The sequence below is a fragment of the Pseudomonas vlassakiae genome, from assembly GCF_014269035.2.
In the GTDB taxonomy this organism is placed as follows: Bacteria; Pseudomonadota; Gammaproteobacteria; order Pseudomonadales; family Pseudomonadaceae; genus Aquipseudomonas; species Aquipseudomonas vlassakiae.
Genome location: NZ_JABWRP020000012.1, coordinates 95,677 through 112,905, shown reverse-complemented (window position 1 = coordinate 112,905; position 17,229 = coordinate 95,677). Strand labels below are relative to the sequence as shown.

The window sequence follows — 17,229 nt, the reverse complement described above, 5'->3', positions numbered from 1 at the left end:
TCTCCCGGCGCCGTGTAGTTTTACTACATTTGCTTCGGCATTTCATGCTTTTGCACGTCACGGGTAGTAGTAAAACTACACAAATGCGACGTTTGGTCGCACCTCGGCTTGTGAGGAAAAACGTTCATGTTGGTTGGCGGTGTGTCGCGAACAGGTGGATCTTGATGTTTCATGCCAATGATTCGTTTTTTTCAGCTATTTCCAACTTTTGTATGACAGTCCAACCGAGGTCCGGCTCCCTCTTGGCCGCTTTTTCCCCTCCATTTCACGCCGATCAAGGATAGACCATGCGCCTACCTTTGCCGCTCGAACTGCCTGCTTCCCTGCAACCGCTGGTCGTTCGCAACCAGCAGTTCCTGCGCGATGCCGTGGCGGGCCACGCTGACCTCGACCTCAACACCTGGACGCCGTTGCACCGGCAACAGTTCGATCAGGTCGCCGCCGCCAGTGATTTTGTCCTTGGCGTTGCCCAGCGCGAGCCGGCCATGCTGTTCGCGTTGATCGCCAGCGGTGAACTGGACCGCCGTTACGCACCGGGCGAGCTGCGCGGGCAGATCGCCGCTGCAGCCCAGGCCGCGCAGAGCGAGGACGAGCTGGCGCGCAACCTGCGTCGCCAGCGCAATCGCCATCAGCTGCGCATCATCTGGCGTGACATTACCCGCCAGGCCGAGCTGGGCGAGACCTGCCGCGACCTGTCCGACCTCGCGGATGCGGCCATCGACGAAGCCTACCAGTGGCTGTACCCGCGCCACTGCCAGCAGTTCGGCACGCCGATCGGCAACCGTAGCGGCCAGCCGCAGCACATGGTGGTGCTGGGCATGGGCAAGTTGGGCGCGGTGGAGCTGAACCTGTCGTCGGACATCGACCTGATCTTCGCCTTCCCCGAAGGCGGCGAAACCGAAGGGGTCAAGCGCTCGCTGGAAAACCAGGAATTCTTCACCCGCCTGGGCCAGCGCCTGATCAAGGCGCTCGACCCGGTGACCGTCGATGGCTTTGTATTCCGTGTCGACATGCGCCTGCGCCCCTACGGCTCGGCCGGCGCCCTGGTGCTCAGCTTCAATGCGTTGGAGCAGTACTACCAAGACCAGGGCCGCGACTGGGAACGCTACGCGATGATCAAGGCGCGGGTGGTGGCCGGTGACCAGGCCGCTGGCGCGCAACTGCAGGAAATGTTGAAGCCGTTCGTGTATCGGCGTTATCTGGACTTTTCGGCGATCGAAGCGCTGCGCACCATGAAGCAGCTGATCCAGCAGGAAGTGCGGCGCAAGGGCATGGCCGACAACATCAAGCTGGGTGCGGGTGGCATCCGCGAAGTCGAGTTCATCGCCCAGGCCTTCCAGCTGATTCACGGTGGCCGTGACCTGAGCCTGCAACTGCGGCCATTGCTCAAGGTGTTGGCAATCCTGGAGGGCCAGGGTTACCTGCCGCCCGCCGTGGTGGCAGAACTGCGCGAAGGCTATGAATTCCTGCGCTACACCGAACACGCCATCCAGGCCATCGCAGACCGCCAGACGCAGATGCTGCCCGACAGCGAACTCGACCGTGAGCGTGTCGCCTATATGCTGGGTTTTGCCGACTGGCAGAGCTTCCACGATCAGTTGATGTACTGGCGCGGCCGGGTCGACTGGCACTTCCGTCAGGTCATTGCCGACCCGGATGAGGACGAAGGTGAAGGCGAGCTGGTGGTCGGTGGCGAGTGGTCACCGCTGTGGGAACAGGCCCAGGATGAAGAAGCCGCAGGTCGCCAGCTGGAAGAGGCCGGTTTCAAGCAACCGACCGAAGCCTTGCGCCGCCTGGCAGCGCTGCGCGCCAGCCCGCAGCTGCGTTCGATGCAGCGCATCGGCCGCGAGCGCCTGGATGCCTTCATTCCACGCCTGCTGGCCCAGGCTGTGGAACACGACAACCCGGACCTGGTACTGGAGCGGGTGTTGCCGCTGGTCGAGGCCGTGGCCCGGCGCTCGGCCTACCTGGTGCTGCTCACCGAAAACCCGGGTGCCTTGCGGCGCTTGCTGACCCTGTGTGCGGCCAGCCCGTGGATCGCCGAGCAGATTGCTCGCTACCCCTTGCTGCTCGATGAACTGCTCAACGAAGGCCGCCTGTTCAGCCCACCACTGGCACCGGAGCTGGCTGCCGAGCTGCGCGAGCGGCTGACGCGCATCCCCGAGGACGACCTGGAACAGCAGATGGAAGCGCTGCGCCACTTCAAACTGGCCCATAGTCTGCGTGTGGCAGCGTCGGAAATCAGCGGCAACCTGCCGTTGATGAAAGTCAGCGACTACCTGACCTGGCTGGCCGAAGCCATACTCGACCAGGTGCTGGCCCTGGCCTGGCGCCAGACCGTGGCCCGCCATGGTCAGCCCCGGCGCAGCGACGGTAGCCTGTGCGACCCAGGCTTCATCATCATCGGCTACGGCAAGGTCGGCGGCCTGGAGCTGGGCCATGGCTCGGACCTGGACCTGGTGTTCATTCACGATGGCGACCCGCAGGCGGAAACCGACGGCGCCAAACCGATCGACAGTGCGCAGTTCTTCACCCGCCTGGGCCAGCGCATCATCCACTTGCTGACTACCCAGACCAACTCCGGCCAGCTGTACGACGTCGACATGCGCCTGCGCCCGTCTGGCGCGGCGGGGTTGCTGGTCAGTTCGCTGGGAGCGTTCGAGCGCTACCAGCAGAGCGAGGCCTGGACATGGGAACATCAGGCCCTGGTGCGTGCCCGTGTGCTGGTGGGTTGCAAACAGGTGGCGACGGCATTCGAGGGCGTGCGCGCCAAGGTCCTGGGCCAGCCCCGCGATCTGGGCAAGTTGCGCAGCGAAGTGAGTGAAATGCGCGCCAAGATGCGCGACAACCTCGGCACCAAGGCCACCCTTGCCGGCACCGCGGCCAATGCCTTCGATACCGGTGTGCCATTCGATATCAAGCAGGATGCCGGCGGTATCGTCGATATCGAATTTATGGTGCAATACGCCGCTTTGGCCTGGTCTCACGAGCACCCGGCCATACTCCGATGGACCGATAACATCCGCATTCTGGAAGAACTGGAGCAGGCAGGGTTGATGCCGGCCAGTGACGCGGTGCTGTTGCGTGAGGTGTACAAGGCGTTCCGCTCGGCGTCGCACCGCCAGGCCCTGCAGAAGCAGGCCGGGGTGATCGATGCGGCGCAGTTCGCCGATGAGCGCCGCCAGGTGCGACGGATCTGGGCTGAGCTGGGGCTGACCTGAAGGCCCGGAATGGGCCTGAGTGGTACACTGTCCGCCACATAGCCTGAATATAAAGAGGGGAGGCCAGGCTGTATGCAGCCTGTAGCCTCCCCGAGCGTTTCTGGACTAAGCATGAGAATACTGATCATTGGCCCCAGCTGGGTCGGCGACATGGTGATGGCGCAGACCCTGTTCCAGTGCCTGAAACAGCAGCACCCCGACTGCGTGATCGACGTGCTGGCGCCCGAGTGGAGCCGGCCGATCCTTGAGCGCATGCCCGAAGTGCGTCAGGCCTTGAGCTTCCCGCTCGGCCACGGCGCGCTGGAACTGGCCACGCGTCGGCGCATCGGCAAGTCCCTGGCCGGCCAGTACGACCAGGCCATCCTGCTGCCCAACTCGTTGAAGTCTGCACTGGTGCCGTTCTTTGCCGGCATTCCCAAGCGCACCGGGTGGCGCGGTGAAATGCGTTTCGGCCTGCTCAACGACGTGCGCAAGCTGGACAAGGCCCGCTACCCGTTGATGATCGAACGTTTCATGGCCCTGGCCTACGCACCCGGTGCCGAGCTGCCGCAGCCGTATCCGCGGCCAAGCCTGCGGATCGAAGCGCAGAGCCGTGAAGCCGCCCTGGCCAAGTTCGGCCTGGCGTTGGACCGCCCGGTGCTGGCGCTGTGCCCGGGCGCCGAGTTCGGTGAGGCCAAGCGCTGGCCGAGCGAGCACTACGCCGCTGTGGCCGATGCGATGACCCGCCAGGGCTGGCAGGTGTGGCTGTTCGGCTCGAAGAACGACCACCCGGTCGGCGAGCAGATCCGCGACCGCCTGATACCGGGCCTGCGTGAAGAGTCGTACAACCTGGCGGGCGAAACCTCGCTGGCCGAGGCCATCGACCTGATGTCCTGCGCCGATGCCGTGGTGTCCAACGACTCTGGCCTGATGCACGTGGCGGCGGCACTGAACCGCCCGCTGGTCGCGGTGTACGGTTCCACTTCGCCAGGCTTCACGCCGCCGCTGGCCGAACAGGTGGAAGTGGTGCGCACCGGCATCGAGTGCAGCCCGTGCTTCGACCGCACCTGCCGCTTCGGCCACTACAACTGCCTGCGCCTGCTGGAGCCGGGCAGAGTGATCGCCGCCCTGCACAGCCTGGGTGGTCCGAACCTGATCGATACCGTGGCCGAGGTCGACTAAGTGCGGGTACTGATCATCAAGACTTCGTCGCTGGGTGATGTGATCCACACCCTGCCGGCGCTGACCGACGCCGCCCATGCCATCCCGGGCATCCGTTTCGACTGGGTGGTGGAAGAAGGCTTTGCCGAGATCCCCAGCTGGCACCCGGCAGTCGACCAGGTCATCCCGGTGGCGATCCGCCGCTGGCGCAAGAACCTCTGGCAGACCCTCAAGAGCGGCGAGTGGAAGGCGTTCAAGCAGCGCGTTCGCGAGCGCCAGTACGACCTGGTGATCGATGCCCAGGGCCTGGTCAAGTCGGCTTGGCTGACCCGCTACGTCAAGGCCCCGGTCGCCGGGCTGGACCGCTATTCGGCCCGTGAAGGCTGGGCCAGCCGGTTCTATGACCGGCCGCTGTCAGTCGCCGTTGGCCAGCATGCCGTGGAGCGAGTACGACAACTGTTCGCCATGGCCCTGGCCTATGACCTGCCGGAAGGCATCGGCCAGTACGGTCTCGACCTCGACCGCCTGCAATTGCCGCCGGCTGCGCCTTACGTGGTGTTCCTGCATGGCACCACCTGGGCGACCAAGCACTGGCCTGAAGCCTACTGGCGCGAACTGGCCGAGCGCATGGGCCGGCGCAAGCTGCAGGTACGCCTGCCCTGGGGCAACCCTGCTGAAAAGGCCCGTGCCGAGCGCATTGCCCAAGGCTTGAACAACTGCCAGGTGCTCCCCAGATTGAACCTTGCCGGCGTCGCCCGTGTGCTGGCGGCGGCCAAGGCCTGTGTGGCGGTGGATACCGGCCTCGGCCACCTGGCTGCAGCGCTGGACGTGCCGACCATTTCGCTGTTCGGCCCGACCAACCCAGGCCTGACCGGCGCCTACGGACGGACCCAGATTCACCAGGCCAGTGACTGGCCATGCGCACCGTGCCTGCAAAAGAAATGCACCTACAAACCGAGCGCCGACGACCTGCGCCGGTTCGATCTCAAACGCGAGTGGCCACTGTGCTTCACTCGCCTGAATCCCGAGCATGTAGCGAGCCGCCTGAGCGCGCTGCTGCTGGCTGAGGATGTTCGTTGATGCAACTGGCTTTCGTGCTTTACAAATATTTCCCCTTCGGCGGGCTGCAGCGCGATTTCATGCGCATCGCCCTGGAATGCCAGAAGCGGGGCCATCAGATCCGCGTGTACACGCTGATCTGGGAGGGTGATATCCCGCCGGGCTTCGAGGTGTTGGTGGCGCCGGTCAAGGCGATCTTCAACCACCGCCGCAACGAGAAGCTCAGCGCCTGGATGGCCGCGGACCTGGCCAAGCGCCCGGTTGACCGGCTGATCGGTTTCAACAAGATGCCGGGGCTGGACGTTTACTACGCCGCCGACGGCTGCTTCGAGGACAAGGCGCAGACCCTGCGCGGCGGCCTGTACCGCCGCTGGGGCCGCTACCGGCATTTTGCCGAGTACGAACGTGCCGTGTTTGCCAAGGACGCGCGCACCGAAGTGCTGATGATTTCCGAAGTGCAGCAGCCGCTGTTCATCAAGCACTACGGCACCCCGGTGGAACGCTTCCACCTGCTGCCGCCAGGCATCTCCCAGGACCGCCGCGCGCCGGCCAATGCCGCCGAGATCCGCGCCGAGTTCCGCAAGGAGTTCAACCTGGGCGATGACGACCTGCTGCTGGTACAGATCGGCTCCGGCTTCAAGACCAAGGGCGTCGATCGGAGCCTCAAAGCCCTGGCCGCGCTGCCCTCGGCGCTGCGCAAACGCACCAGGCTGATGGTCATCGGCCAGGACGACCCCAAGGTGTTCCAGTTGCAGAGCGCCGCTTTGGGCTTGGGGGAGCAGGTGCAGTTCCTCAAGGGCCGCAGCGACATCCCGCGCTTCCTGCTGGGTGCCGACCTGCTGATCCACCCGGCCTACAACGAGAACACCGGCACGGTGCTGCTCGAAGCGCTGGTGGCCGGCTTGCCAGTGCTGGTGTCCAAGGTCTGCGGTTACGCTCACTACATCGCCGAGGCCGACAGCGGCCTGGTGCTGGACGAGCCGTTCGAGCAGGAGCAGCTCAATGCTTGCCTGCAGCGCATGCTTGAAGACGGGCAGGCCCGCGCCGGCTGGTCGCGCAACGGCCTGGCCTTTGCCGACAGTGCCGACCTGTACAGCATGCCGCAGCATGCTGCCGATGTGATTCTGGGGCAGGAGAACGCATGAAGCTGATTTTGGCCGAACCCTTCAAGCATCTGTGGGCCGGGCGGGACGCCTTCGAGGCCGTGGAAGCGCTGCAAGGCGAGGTCTATCGCGAGCTGGAAGGCCGCCGCACGCTGCGTACCGAGGTCGATGGCGAAGGCTTCTTCGTCAAGATCCACCGTGGCATCGGCTGGGGCGAGATCTTCAAGAACCTGCTCACTGCCAAGTTGCCGGTACTCGGTGCCGGCCAGGAATGGCAGGCCATCCAGCGCCTGCATGAAGTGGGCGTGCCGACCATGACCGCGGTGGCCTATGGCGAGCGTGGCGGCAACCCGGCCAGCCAGCATTCGTTCATCGTCACCGAAGAGCTGGCGCCTACCATCAGCCTGGAAGACTTCAGCATCGACTGGGTCAAGCAGCCGCCCGAGCCACGCCTGAAGCGTGCGCTGATCGCTGAAGTGGCAAAGATGACTGGCGGCATGCACCGCGCCGGGGTCAACCACCGAGACTGTTACATCTGCCACTTCCTGCTGCACACCGACCGGCCGGTGACGCCGGAAGACTTCAAACTGTCGGTCATCGACCTGCATCGCGCCCAGACCCGGGCGAAAATCAGCCGCCGCTGGCGCGACAAGGACCTGGCCGCGCTGTATTTCTCGGCGCTGGACATCGGCCTTACCCGGCGTGACAAGCTGCGTTTCCTGCGCGGTTACTTCCAGCGCCCGTTGCGGCAGATTCTGGCCGAGGAGGCCGCGCTGCTCGCCTGGCTCGAGCGCAAGGCGCAGAAACTCTACGATCGCAAGCAACGCTATGGGGATGCACTCTGATGGCGAGTTGGACACTGGCGCCAGGCTACGAACATCTGGCGTCGGACTTCGGCAGCCTCGATGCGGTCTTTGCCCTCAAGGGCGAACACCTCACGCGTGACCCGCTCAGCGAGGTTATCCGCGTCGAGCGTGACGGGGTCAACTACTACGTCAAGCGCTACACCGGCGCTGGCAAGCACATGCGCCGTTACCTGGGCCGGCCACGCATCAAGGCCGAATGGCAGAACCTCAAGCAGTTCGCCAAGTGGGAAATTCCCACTGCCGAGGTGGTGGCCTGGGGCCTGGAACGCAAGGGCCTGGCCTTTGGCCGTGGGGCGATGATCACCCGCGAGCTGCCGCGTACCGAAGACCTTTCGGCCCTGGCCGAGCGCAACGACCCACGCCTGGCCGACCGGGTCTGGGTCGACAAGCTGAGCCGTCAGCTGGCGCGCCACACCCGGGTGATGCATGAACACCGTTTTGCCCACAACGACCTGAAGTGGCGCAACCTGCTGGTCGACGACCTGGGTACGCTGTTCTTCATCGATTGCCCGACCGGCGATTTCTGGCGCGGCTTCATGTGGCGCCACCGCATGATCAAAGACCTGGCGTGCCTGGACAAGGTGGCTAAATATCATCTGTCGGCGACCCAGCGCCTGCGATTCTATCTGCAGTACCGTGGGCGCCAGCGCCTGAATGTGCGCGACAAGCGGCGCATTCGCCAGGTGCTGAGCTTCTTCGAGGGAAGGGAATGACCGACTACCTGGCCAGCGCGGACCTCGCGCTGCTCAAACGCCATGGCTTGAACGATTTCGAAGCGTTGTGGGCGCTGCAGCTCGACGCCGTGGACGAACCCAACACCGGCCGCGGCGGCTGGAGCAGCGTCTATCGCCTGGAACTGGAGGGCAAAGGCTATTACCTCAAGCGCCAGAGCGATTACCTGACCCGCACCTTGCACCGGCCGTTTGGCGAACCGACCTTCGCCCGCGAGTTCCGTAACATCAGCCGTTACCACAAACTGCACATCCCGGCCTTGCAGGCTGTGTTCTACGGCGAGCGCAAGCAGAACGGCAAGCACCGGGCAATCCTGATGACCCGTGCGCTGGACGAGTGGAGCGACCTCGAAGGCCTGCTGGCTCAGTGGCCACAGCTTGCCGAGGACGCCCGGGAAGGTATCCTCAAGGCCTGCGGCCAGCTGGCGCGCACCCTGCACGGTGCAGGCCTGGTGCACGGCTGCTTCTATCCCAAGCACATCTTCCTGCGCCCACGTCGCGAGGGCTGGGAAGCGCAACTGATCGACCTGGAAAAGACCCGGCCGCTGCTGTTCGGCATGCGTGACCGCCTACGCGACCTGGAGCCGCTGCTGCGACGTGCCGGGGCCTGGAGCGAGGCGGACGTGCGCCAGTTGTTGGCGGCCTACCTGCAGCAGCCTGGCGACAGCGCCCTGGTCGGCACCTGGCTGCAACGCCTGACGCAACGCCGTCGTGAAAAAGAGGCCCGCTGATGCGTTTGTCCGAACTCAAAGACGCCGGGCGCAGCCCGGCGTTGCCGTTGAGCATCACCCTGGCCGATGCCGCTGGCCCGGCTGACCTGCAATTGCTCAGCCTGCTGCGGGTGCTGCCCGGCCAGCGCTATGTCGGCGCCGGCATCTGGCGTGGCACCCCGGTGCTGGCCAAGCTGCTGGTCGGCGGCAATGCCGCGCGGCATTTCCAGCGCGAACTGGATGGCGTGAAGCTGTTGGCCAAAGAAGGCCTGACCACGCCGCAACTGCTGGCCGACGGCCTCAAGGAAGGCGAGGGCGGCTGGCTGCTGTTCGAATTCCTCGATGGCGCCGAAAGCCTGGCCGATGCCTGGGCTGCGGTGGAAAGCCTGCCGGTGCTGGCTGACGAGCAGCACCTGGTGCTGGGCGAAGCCCTGACTGCCGTGGCGCACATGCATGCCCAGGGCCTGTGGCAAGAAGACCTGCACCTGGACAACCTGCTGCGCCACGGCGGCAAGCTGTACCTGATCGACGGCGCCGGCATCAAGGCCGAGATACCCGGCCAGCAGCTGTCGCGCCCGCGTGTGCTGGAAAATCTCGGGGTGTTCTTCGCCCAGTTGCCCAAGCGCCTGGAGCCGTTCATCGAAGAGCTGCTGGTGCACTACCTGCTGGCCAACGCCGAGCACGCGCTACCGCTGGAAGCGTTGTTGAAGCAGGTGGACAAGGTGCGCAGCTGGCGCCAGAAGGATTACCTGGAAAAAGCTGGCCGCGAGTGCAGCCTGTTCAGTGTCGAGCGCAGCCTGTCAGGCCTGCGCGTGATCCGCCGCAACGAGGTGGAGGCCATGCGGCCGGTGCTCGAGCAGGCGGATGCACTGATCGACCAGGGCCACCTGTACAAGACCGGTGGTGCGGCCAGTGTGGCGCGTATCGAAGTGAACGGCCGCAAGCTGGTGCTCAAGCGCTACAACATCAAGAACACCGCCCACTGGTTCAAGCGCTTCTGGCGGCCGAGCCGGGCCTGGCATTCGTGGATCGAAGGGCATCGCCTGGAATTCCTCGACATCGCCACCCCGCGCCCGCTGGCGGTGCTGGAGCAACGGGTGATGGGCCTGCGCAGCCGTGCCTACCTGGTCACCGAATATGTCGATGGCCCGGACCTGACCGAGTGCTTCGCGCCCTATGTGGACAACGGCGACGCACCTGAGGAGCAGGTCGATGCGCTGGTGCATGTCATGCAGCAGCTGATCCGCGAGCGCATCAGCCACGGCGACTTCAAGGGCCATAACCTGTTCTGGGACAAGGGCCAGTGGTCGTTGATCGACCTTGACGCCATGTGCCAGCACGCTACCCAGCTCAGTTTCGCCCCGGCCTATGCCCGTGACCGGGCGCGTCTGTTGCGCAACTGGCCGAGCAGCAGTGCCCTGCATCAACGTCTGGACCGACTGCTGCCTCGGCTGTCCGAGTAGGCAGCGGGTAGTGCCAGCCAGTCGCTGCTGCGGCCGGACTGGCGTACACGAATGCGCCATGCACCCTCTTGCTGCCGCAAGACGGCCGAGGCTGGGACGGCGCCGCTGAGGGTGTCAGGCAGCAGCAGATGGTAATGGCCGGCGAGCAGATGCTGGCGAACGGGAAGCTGGTGGTCACCCAACTGCAGATACGACAGGCTGCCCGCTGCGAACAGCCCTGGTTGATTTTCGATGGCGCTGCCTTGCCGGGCAGGGATCAGGCGGCATTGCGCCAGCAGGCTGGCAAGGTCGGGTAGCCCGTCATACCAGAGCACGGGCGAGTCCACTGTCCAGTTGCCGTCTTGCTTGCGTTTGATCGGCAGTTTCAGAAAGGCAAAGGGTTGGTCCGGGTCGGTGGCTCGCCAGCGCCGGCCGTCATAGCTGACATTGAAAAGAACGCCCTGGTTATCTTGCACATAGTACTGGCTCAGCCCCGGCTTGGCCGAGGGCAGCTCATAGACCGTCTCGCCATGCAGGGTATCGATTCGGTAGCGGAGCCGGGCCCGCTCAGGGAACGCCTCATAATGCCTGGGCAGCGGCACCGGAGGTGGTTTGGGCAGCCCGCGCAGGGCCCGGCGCATCAGGCCCGACCCCGCCATTTCGTTGAGCCCTGCGGTGCCGTGGCCTAAGGCAGCGATGGCATGGTGAAGGGCGCCATCATGATCCCCCTGTTCGAAGGCTTCGAAACCATCCCATATCGATATCGACATGCGGCCGAATGCCAGGGCAATCATTGTGCGCTGCGGCAATACCAGGCTGACGATATCCAGCAGGAGCCTGAGGACGTTGATTGAAAATTCGCCGAGCAGTTCCTGGTTGCTGCGCGTGGACGTATCCGTTTCGCTCATCAGGTGGTTGACCTCCGCAAGATACAGCGCTTGCAACAGGTCACCGGTGATCGTCTGAGCCCTCACGGTACTTCCGAGTCCGCCTTTGCGCAGACGTTTTTCCAATAAGCGTCCAGTCGCCGTCGGCAAGCGCTGGACCAGGTAGGCCTGCAGGTGAAGGTCGCTGCGCACTGCCTTGATCAGCGCGCGGACACTGCTGTATTCGCGCCAATAGCGGCGGTCCGGGACGTCCGGGCAGTACACCACGATGTGTCGGGATGCCTGCGGTGAGACCAGCAGCACCACGCCTTGCAGGGTGTCTTCATTGACGAGCAACTGCTGTGCGTGCACCGCGTGCCCTGCGAAAGGTGGCCGGCTCTGGCTGTCGGTTGAGTGGATGACCGTGCTGGCCCAGCCATAGCCCTGCTCGCTGGCATCCTCGAGGAAATGGCCGGCGTAGCGCGCCTTGACCGCTTCGGCATTCATGCGAGTGCGGGTGAGCTGTCCATGGGCCTTTTTTCGCCAGCGGCCTTGCTCTGAGTCGAGCAGTTGGATGCGCAGGTAGGCCTGGTAGCCGCTGCCTGCGTTGAGTCGCCGTACGATGTCTTTTACCCGCTGAGGCGTGAGCGCGGGCAGAGGTTGGTCGCCATACACGTGTACGCGCGCCGTCAGCCAGTAATCCACGTCGAACCAGGCAATGTTCAGCAATGCCAGTTCTTCGAGGCGGTAGGTGTGATGCACCAGTTCGACGGTGTCGCCCACCTGCGGGCGGCTCGCGACCGGGATGTAGCTGCTGGTGATGCCAGTGGGTTGTGGTTGGATGAACGGGCCTTTCTGGCGCGCCAGAGTGACGCTGACGGAAATGTCCTTGGGATCGATGTCCAGGCCTGGGTCACGTTGCAGGTACTCGCGCAGACGCTCGTCGACCCAATGCAGCAAGCTGTGCCGTTGTTTGAATTGATCCAGTGTCAGGATGCCTGGGCCGCTGGCGCCTTCGATGGCGGCTATCTGTTCTTGCATGGCCTGCATGATGTGCGTGACACCTTGCGCCGAGGTCTCGCGTAGCCAGTTGGGCAAGTTTTTTTCCAGCAACTGGCCGTAGCGGTTGGCCATCGGTCCTTTGCTGCTGACGGCGCCGCGCCAGTCCAGGGCCTTGGCCAATGCCTGGTCGAACTGCCCGATGTCACGCTGCTGCCCGCGATTCCAGGCGGTCTGCCAGGTGTGGCTGAGCTGCTTGATCTGCGCGTCGCGGATAGCGTGGGCGAAGTGGTCGGCTAGATCTTCGGTGTACCAGTCATAGCGCAAGCGTTCGGCTTGGCGGGCGTTGTGTTGTTCGACGGGGTCGATCATCAGCTTGACCAGGTGCTCGCTTTGCTGGGGGTCTTCCAGGCGCTCGCAGACTTCCTGATGAAGGGCCGTCAGGCTGTCGAAGGTCTCGATGCCGTGGGCCACGCTGCACAGCATCGCTCGGCCAACACCCTCGTGAGGCTCCAGCAAACCCCCCTCCAGGCCCTGCTCGGTGAGCACCAGAAAACCTGGCAGATAACTACGCCAGTTGGGGGCGGTGCTGCTCAGCAGGATTCGATAGATTTGTGGGCGCATGCCCGTAGGCAATTGCCGTCGTTGCCAGGGGTAAGGCATCTGTATGCAGGTCCTGAGCAACTGGGTGTGTTGGGGTGAAAGGGTCTGGTCGGTCATGCGCAAGCGGATTTCTGCCTCGAACCGGTCGCGCAAGTACGAGGCCAGCCGCACCAGGCGGCTCAAACCATTGCTACCACGCTCCAGCCAATAGTTGGCCAGGCGCGCGTGCAAGCCCTGGCGCAGGCCATGGCAGAAGCTGTGGATACTGTTGTTGAAGTCGAGCGGCAGGCTTATGGCCGGATAATCGGCATGCCGTGGCCGACTGCCTGCGGGTACGCGGAACGTGCCGCCATCGAACAGATGAAAGCCCACCAGCTGAAACAGTGAATGGCCTTCGAACATTAGCGTACGGGCGCTGATGGCGAGCCCTGGAAAGAGCCTGGCGAGGTGTTGATCGAGTGCATGTTCGATGCCGTGTAGCGGCGGCAGCAAGGCCTCCAACTGGGTGTCCAGCACCTGGAACAATGGCTGTGTGGTCATGCTTCGTCTCCTTGAACGAGGCAGACCATGTTGCGCGGGCATGGCGGCGGGCTGTGTTAGTCAGCTACCGCTGGCGCGCCACAGGCCACGGATGGATAGCCAGGCGGGCAGGCCAAGACCGAGCCAGGACAGCCCGTCCCACCAGCCGTCGCCAAGCAAGGCGGCGAACAGGCCCAGCGCACCGAGGGCGGCAATCAGCGCTGGCCAGGCGAAGATGCGCGAGGTGGTCTGCGACGCGTGGCTCATGGTCGTGCCTCCCGGCGCTTGCTGTACTTGCTGCACCACAGGTAAAGGCCGCTGCCGAGCACGATGATGGTCAGCACATCCAGCACTGCCCAGAGGATCTGCATCGGCCGACCGCCATAGTCACCGAAGTGCAGCGGCTGTGACAGGCCCAGGGCATCCATGTACCAGGGACGCTCGCCGACCGCGGTCACCTCGAGTGTGCGGGCGTCGATCAGCACTGGCGTGAACAGGTGTGAGCTCAGGTGCGAGGCGCCATTCATGAACACGGCGTAGTGGTGTTCGCTGGAGAAACGCGTGCCGGGGAAGGCGATGAAGTCCGGGCGCATGCCGGGGGCGGCCTGTTCGGCTATCTCCAGCAGACGGGTGGCCGGCGCGCGCTCGGTCAGCGGCGGGGCATCACCATAAGGAGCAACCATGGCGGCCAGGCTGTCGTTGCGCCAGGCGGCGATGACCAGGTCGGAGAGGGCGCTGATCACCCCGGTGACGCCGACGGTCAACGCCCAGGCCAGGGTGACGATGCCGATCAGGTTGTGCAGGTCCAGCCAGCGCAGGCGCCGGGACTTGCCGTGGCGCACGGTGGCGAAGTCCAGGCGGCGCATGAACGGTGCATAGAGGACGGTGCCGGAGATGATCGCGACGACAAACAGCACGCCCATGAAGGCCAGCAGCAGCTTGCCGGGGAGCCCTGCGAACAGGTCCACATGCAGGCGCAGCATGAGCATCATGAAACCGCCATTGGCAGCCGGCATGGCTACGGCTTCGCCGGTGCGGGCGTCGAGCATGAAGGTGTGCGACGAATTGGGTTCGGTGCCGGCGGTGGCAGCGGTGATCGCGAGCACGCCGTCGGGTTCGTCCTTGTCGAAGCCGAAATACTGCACGACCTCGCCGGGGCGGTGTTGCTGAGCTTTCAGCACCAGCTGTTGCAGGTCCAGGTGCGGGGTGTCGGCGGGCATCGCGCGCAACTCTGCGGCATCGCCGAGCAGGTGTTCGAGTTCGTGGTGGAAAATCAGCGGCAGGCCGGTGAGCGCCAGCAACAGCAGGAACAGGGTGCAGACCAGGCTGCTCCAGGTGTGGATCACCGACCAGCGACGGATGGTTGGGCTTTTCATCACGGTACCGATGTTGTCTGTTGGACCGTGGGGCCGCGACGCGGCCCCCGTTCACTCAGAACTTGTAGGAAGCACTGGCCACGACGCTGCGCTCGTCGCCGTAGTAGCAGTAGTAGCTATCGCAGGTGGAGATGTAGTCCTTGTTGAACAGGTTGGTGGCATTGACCGCCACCGACGCGCCCTTGAGGCTGGTGCTCAGGCGACCGAGGTCGTAATGCACCGAGGCGTCGAACACGGTGTAGGCGTTGGCCTTGCCCAGGTAGGTATTGGCCTGGTCGCCGTAGGTGTTGCCGGTGTAGCGCGCACCGCCGCCGATACCGAAGCCATCGAGCACGCCGCTGTGCCAGGTGTAGTCGGCCCACAGCGAGGCTTGCTGGTTGGGCATCAGCTGCAGGCGATTGCCTTTGAAGTCGCCGTCCTGCACTTCCGACTTGGCCAGGGTGTAGGCCGCAGTCAGCTTGAGGTTTTCGGTGACGTCGGAAACCGCTTCCAGCTCCAGGCCATGGACTTTCACTTCGCCGGTTTGGCTGGTGACAGTGGTGTTGCCGTCATTATTGGTCACCAAAACGTTCTTTTGAGTAAGGTCATACACAGCAGCCGACAGCAACGTGTTGGAGCCCGGTGGCTGGTACTTGATACCCAGTTCCCATTGCTTGCCTTCGGTTGGCTTGAACGAGCTGCTCGGGTTCACGTCCGCCTTGCTGGCAGGCTGGAAAGATTCGGCATAAGACAGATAAGGAACGAAACCCGAATCGAAGACGTAGCTGATTGCCGCATTACCGCTGAAGTTGCTGTCCCGTTGTGTGTTGGTGGCGTCGCCCTTATTGAAAAACTTGGTGCTGGTATGAACCCAATCCTCACGGCCGCCCAAGGTCAGTCGCCAGTTCCCGAGCGCCATCTGGTCCTGGATATAGATGCCTGTCTGGCGGGTTTTCTGATCGTAGTCATAGTAGGCCTCTGAGCGATCCGGGCGGGTGATCGGCAAACCATAAACGGGATTGTTCACGTTGATGCTGGGTGCACTGCCATAAATCGTCAGGAAGTTGTTGTTGGTACGCTGGTGATCCAAGCCGATCAGCAGGGTGTGGCTGATGTCGCCGGTATTGAAGTTGCCCTCGAAATTGTTGTCGACGGCGAATTGGCTGATGTCCTCATCAACATTTGTGGTACTTCGGCCAACATTGCCTTCGTTATCCACCACCATGCCGAACTGGGGCGAGTAGCTGTTTACGGTGATAGCCTGAAACGCCAGGTCCGACTTGGTATAGCGCAGGTTCTGCCGGAACTGCCAGACCTCGTTGATGCGGTGCTCGAAAGCGTAGCCCAGCGCGTAGTAGGTACGGTCGTAAAACTCGTAGTTCGGGTCACCCAGGTTCTTGTGGTGGGAGATCTTGCCGAACGGCATGTCGATCTTGGTGCCCTGGATCGGCCGGAACTGGCTGGTGGTGCCGGTATCGTCGCGAGTGAACTGGGTCAGCAGGGTCAGCGTGGTATCGTCGTCGATGTTCCAGGTCAGGCTTGGAGCGATGTTGTAGCGCTTGTCATCGATATGGTCGATCTGCGTGCCGCCATCGCGAATCACACCACTGACGCCGTAAAGGAATCTGCCTTCGTCATCAATCTTGCCGGTGCTGGCAAAGTTGATCTGGCGGTGGTTGTCGCTGCCGTACTGCACTTCGATTTCATGGGCGCTTTCAGCCTGCGGGCGGCGGCTGACCATGTCCAGCAGGCCGCCGGGTGGGGTCTGGCCATACAGCGAGGAGGCCGGGCCCCGCAACAGCGCGAGGCGGTCGAGATTCCAGGTTTCGGCTTTTGGGTTGGCATATACGCCGCGTGGCAGTGGCAGGCCGTCGAGGAACTGGGTCGGCTCGAAGCCGCGCACCCGCATCCAGTCGTAACGGGTGTCGCTGCCGAAGCTGGCGGAGACGATGCCCGGCATGTATTTCACGGCATCGTCGAGGCTGTGCACGGCACGGTCACTCATCTGCTGACGGGTGGCCACGGAGATCGACCGCGGCACTTCGACCAGCGCGGTGTCGGTCTTGGTTCCCGCTGCAGTGCGCTTGGCCAGGTAACCGTCGACCGGGCCCCAGGCGCTCTCGGATGCGCTGGTGGCATTCACGGTGGTTTCCGGCAGGGCCAGGGCGCCATCCGGCACGGCGACCAGGCTGTAGCTGCCCACGCTGCTTTGCTGCAGTTGCAGGCCGGTGCCCTGCAGCGCGGCTTGCAGGGCGCCGAGGCCATTGTATTGACCGTTGACCGGCGCCGAGGTACGGCCGCTGACCAGCGCCGGGTCGATGGCCAGGGCGATGCCCGACTGGCTGGCGATCTGGTTCAGCGTCGTGGCCAGCGGCGCAGCGGGCAGGTCGTAGGCGCGTGGTGCCGACTGCTCGGCGGCGAACAGGGCGGTGCTGGACAAGGGCGCGGCCAGGGCGATGGCCAGGGCTATCAGGCTGGGACGCAGGATACGATCAACGGCACGGGACATGCAGCGGTTCCTCGACGGATAAGTGCTTACTGCTTCCTTGCCGAGCGAGATTTCAGAAGTGACAGGGGGAATCGGAAAAAAAATGAGAATTATCAGGATCTGGCTT

12 protein-coding genes are annotated in these 17,229 nt (G+C 63.9%); 8 read left to right on the top strand and 4 right to left on the bottom strand.

What is annotated here, in order from left to right:
- Positions 1 to 287 precede the first annotated feature (287 nt).
- From glnE to HU738_RS16745, 8 genes are all read left to right on the top strand, one after another.
- Positions 288 to 3,221, top strand: a complete 2,934-nt coding sequence (gene glnE / locus HU738_RS16780; RefSeq protein WP_186602872.1) for a bifunctional [glutamate--ammonia ligase]-adenylyl-L-tyrosine phosphorylase/[glutamate--ammonia-ligase] adenylyltransferase — start codon at positions 288 to 290, stop codon at positions 3,219 to 3,221.
- A gap of 111 nt (positions 3,222 to 3,332) precedes the next feature.
- Positions 3,333 to 4,382 carry a lipopolysaccharide heptosyltransferase II gene (gene waaF / locus HU738_RS16775; protein ID WP_186602873.1) on the top strand — a complete coding sequence of 350 codons (1,050 nt, stop codon included), beginning with the start codon at positions 3,333 to 3,335 and terminating at the stop codon, positions 4,380 to 4,382.
- Positions 4,383 to 5,441 (top strand): lipopolysaccharide heptosyltransferase I, encoded by a 1,059-nt coding sequence (waaC, locus tag HU738_RS16770; RefSeq protein WP_099813759.1) that lies wholly within the window; start codon positions 4,383 to 4,385, stop codon positions 5,439 to 5,441. It begins immediately after the preceding gene.
- Complete coding sequence (locus tag HU738_RS16765; protein WP_054886014.1) at positions 5,441 to 6,565, top strand: glycosyltransferase family 4 protein; 1,125 nt, start codon at positions 5,441 to 5,443, stop codon at positions 6,563 to 6,565. Before waaC ends, HU738_RS16765 begins: the two co-directional genes overlap by 1 nt.
- The gene (gene rfaP / locus HU738_RS16760; RefSeq protein WP_186602874.1) at positions 6,562 to 7,368 is read left to right on the top strand and encodes a lipopolysaccharide core heptose(I) kinase RfaP; all 807 of its coding nucleotides are present in this window, start codon (positions 6,562 to 6,564) and stop codon (positions 7,366 to 7,368) included. The genes HU738_RS16765 and rfaP overlap by 4 nt, the downstream gene beginning before the upstream one ends.
- Complete coding sequence (locus HU738_RS16755) at positions 7,368 to 8,102, top strand: lipopolysaccharide kinase InaA family protein (protein WP_054886012.1); 735 nt, start codon at positions 7,368 to 7,370, stop codon at positions 8,100 to 8,102. Before rfaP ends, HU738_RS16755 begins: the two co-directional genes overlap by 1 nt.
- Positions 8,099 to 8,851 carry a lipopolysaccharide kinase InaA family protein gene (locus tag HU738_RS16750; protein WP_186602875.1) on the top strand — a complete coding sequence of 251 codons (753 nt, stop codon included), beginning with the start codon at positions 8,099 to 8,101 and terminating at the stop codon, positions 8,849 to 8,851. Before HU738_RS16755 ends, HU738_RS16750 begins: the two co-directional genes overlap by 4 nt.
- Complete coding sequence (locus HU738_RS16745) at positions 8,851 to 10,293, top strand: lipopolysaccharide kinase InaA family protein (protein WP_186602876.1); 1,443 nt, start codon at positions 8,851 to 8,853, stop codon at positions 10,291 to 10,293. The genes HU738_RS16750 and HU738_RS16745 overlap by 1 nt, the downstream gene beginning before the upstream one ends.
- Here HU738_RS16745 and HU738_RS16740 read toward each other — a convergent pair.
- From HU738_RS16740 to HU738_RS16725, 4 genes are read right to left on the bottom strand one after another with little or no spacing between them, the layout of a single operon-like run.
- Complete coding sequence (locus tag HU738_RS16740; RefSeq protein WP_186602877.1) at positions 10,254 to 13,280, bottom strand: dermonecrotic toxin domain-containing protein; 3,027 nt, start codon at positions 13,278 to 13,280, stop codon at positions 10,254 to 10,256. The two genes, HU738_RS16745 and HU738_RS16740, sit on opposite strands and share 40 nt — an antisense overlap.
- Before the next feature lie 60 nt (positions 13,281 to 13,340).
- A complete protein-coding gene (locus HU738_RS16735) occupies positions 13,341 to 13,526 on the bottom strand; it encodes a hypothetical protein (RefSeq protein ID WP_176506804.1) in 186 nt (61 codons plus the stop codon).
- A complete protein-coding gene (locus HU738_RS16730; protein ID WP_186602878.1) occupies positions 13,523 to 14,635 on the bottom strand; it encodes a PepSY-associated TM helix domain-containing protein in 1,113 nt (370 codons plus the stop codon). The genes HU738_RS16735 and HU738_RS16730 overlap by 4 nt, the downstream gene beginning before the upstream one ends.
- Positions 14,636 to 14,690: 55 nt before the next feature.
- Complete coding sequence (locus HU738_RS16725) at positions 14,691 to 17,123, bottom strand: TonB-dependent siderophore receptor (RefSeq protein ID WP_186602879.1); 2,433 nt, start codon at positions 17,121 to 17,123, stop codon at positions 14,691 to 14,693.
- Between the last annotated feature and the right edge of the window lie 106 nt (positions 17,124 to 17,229).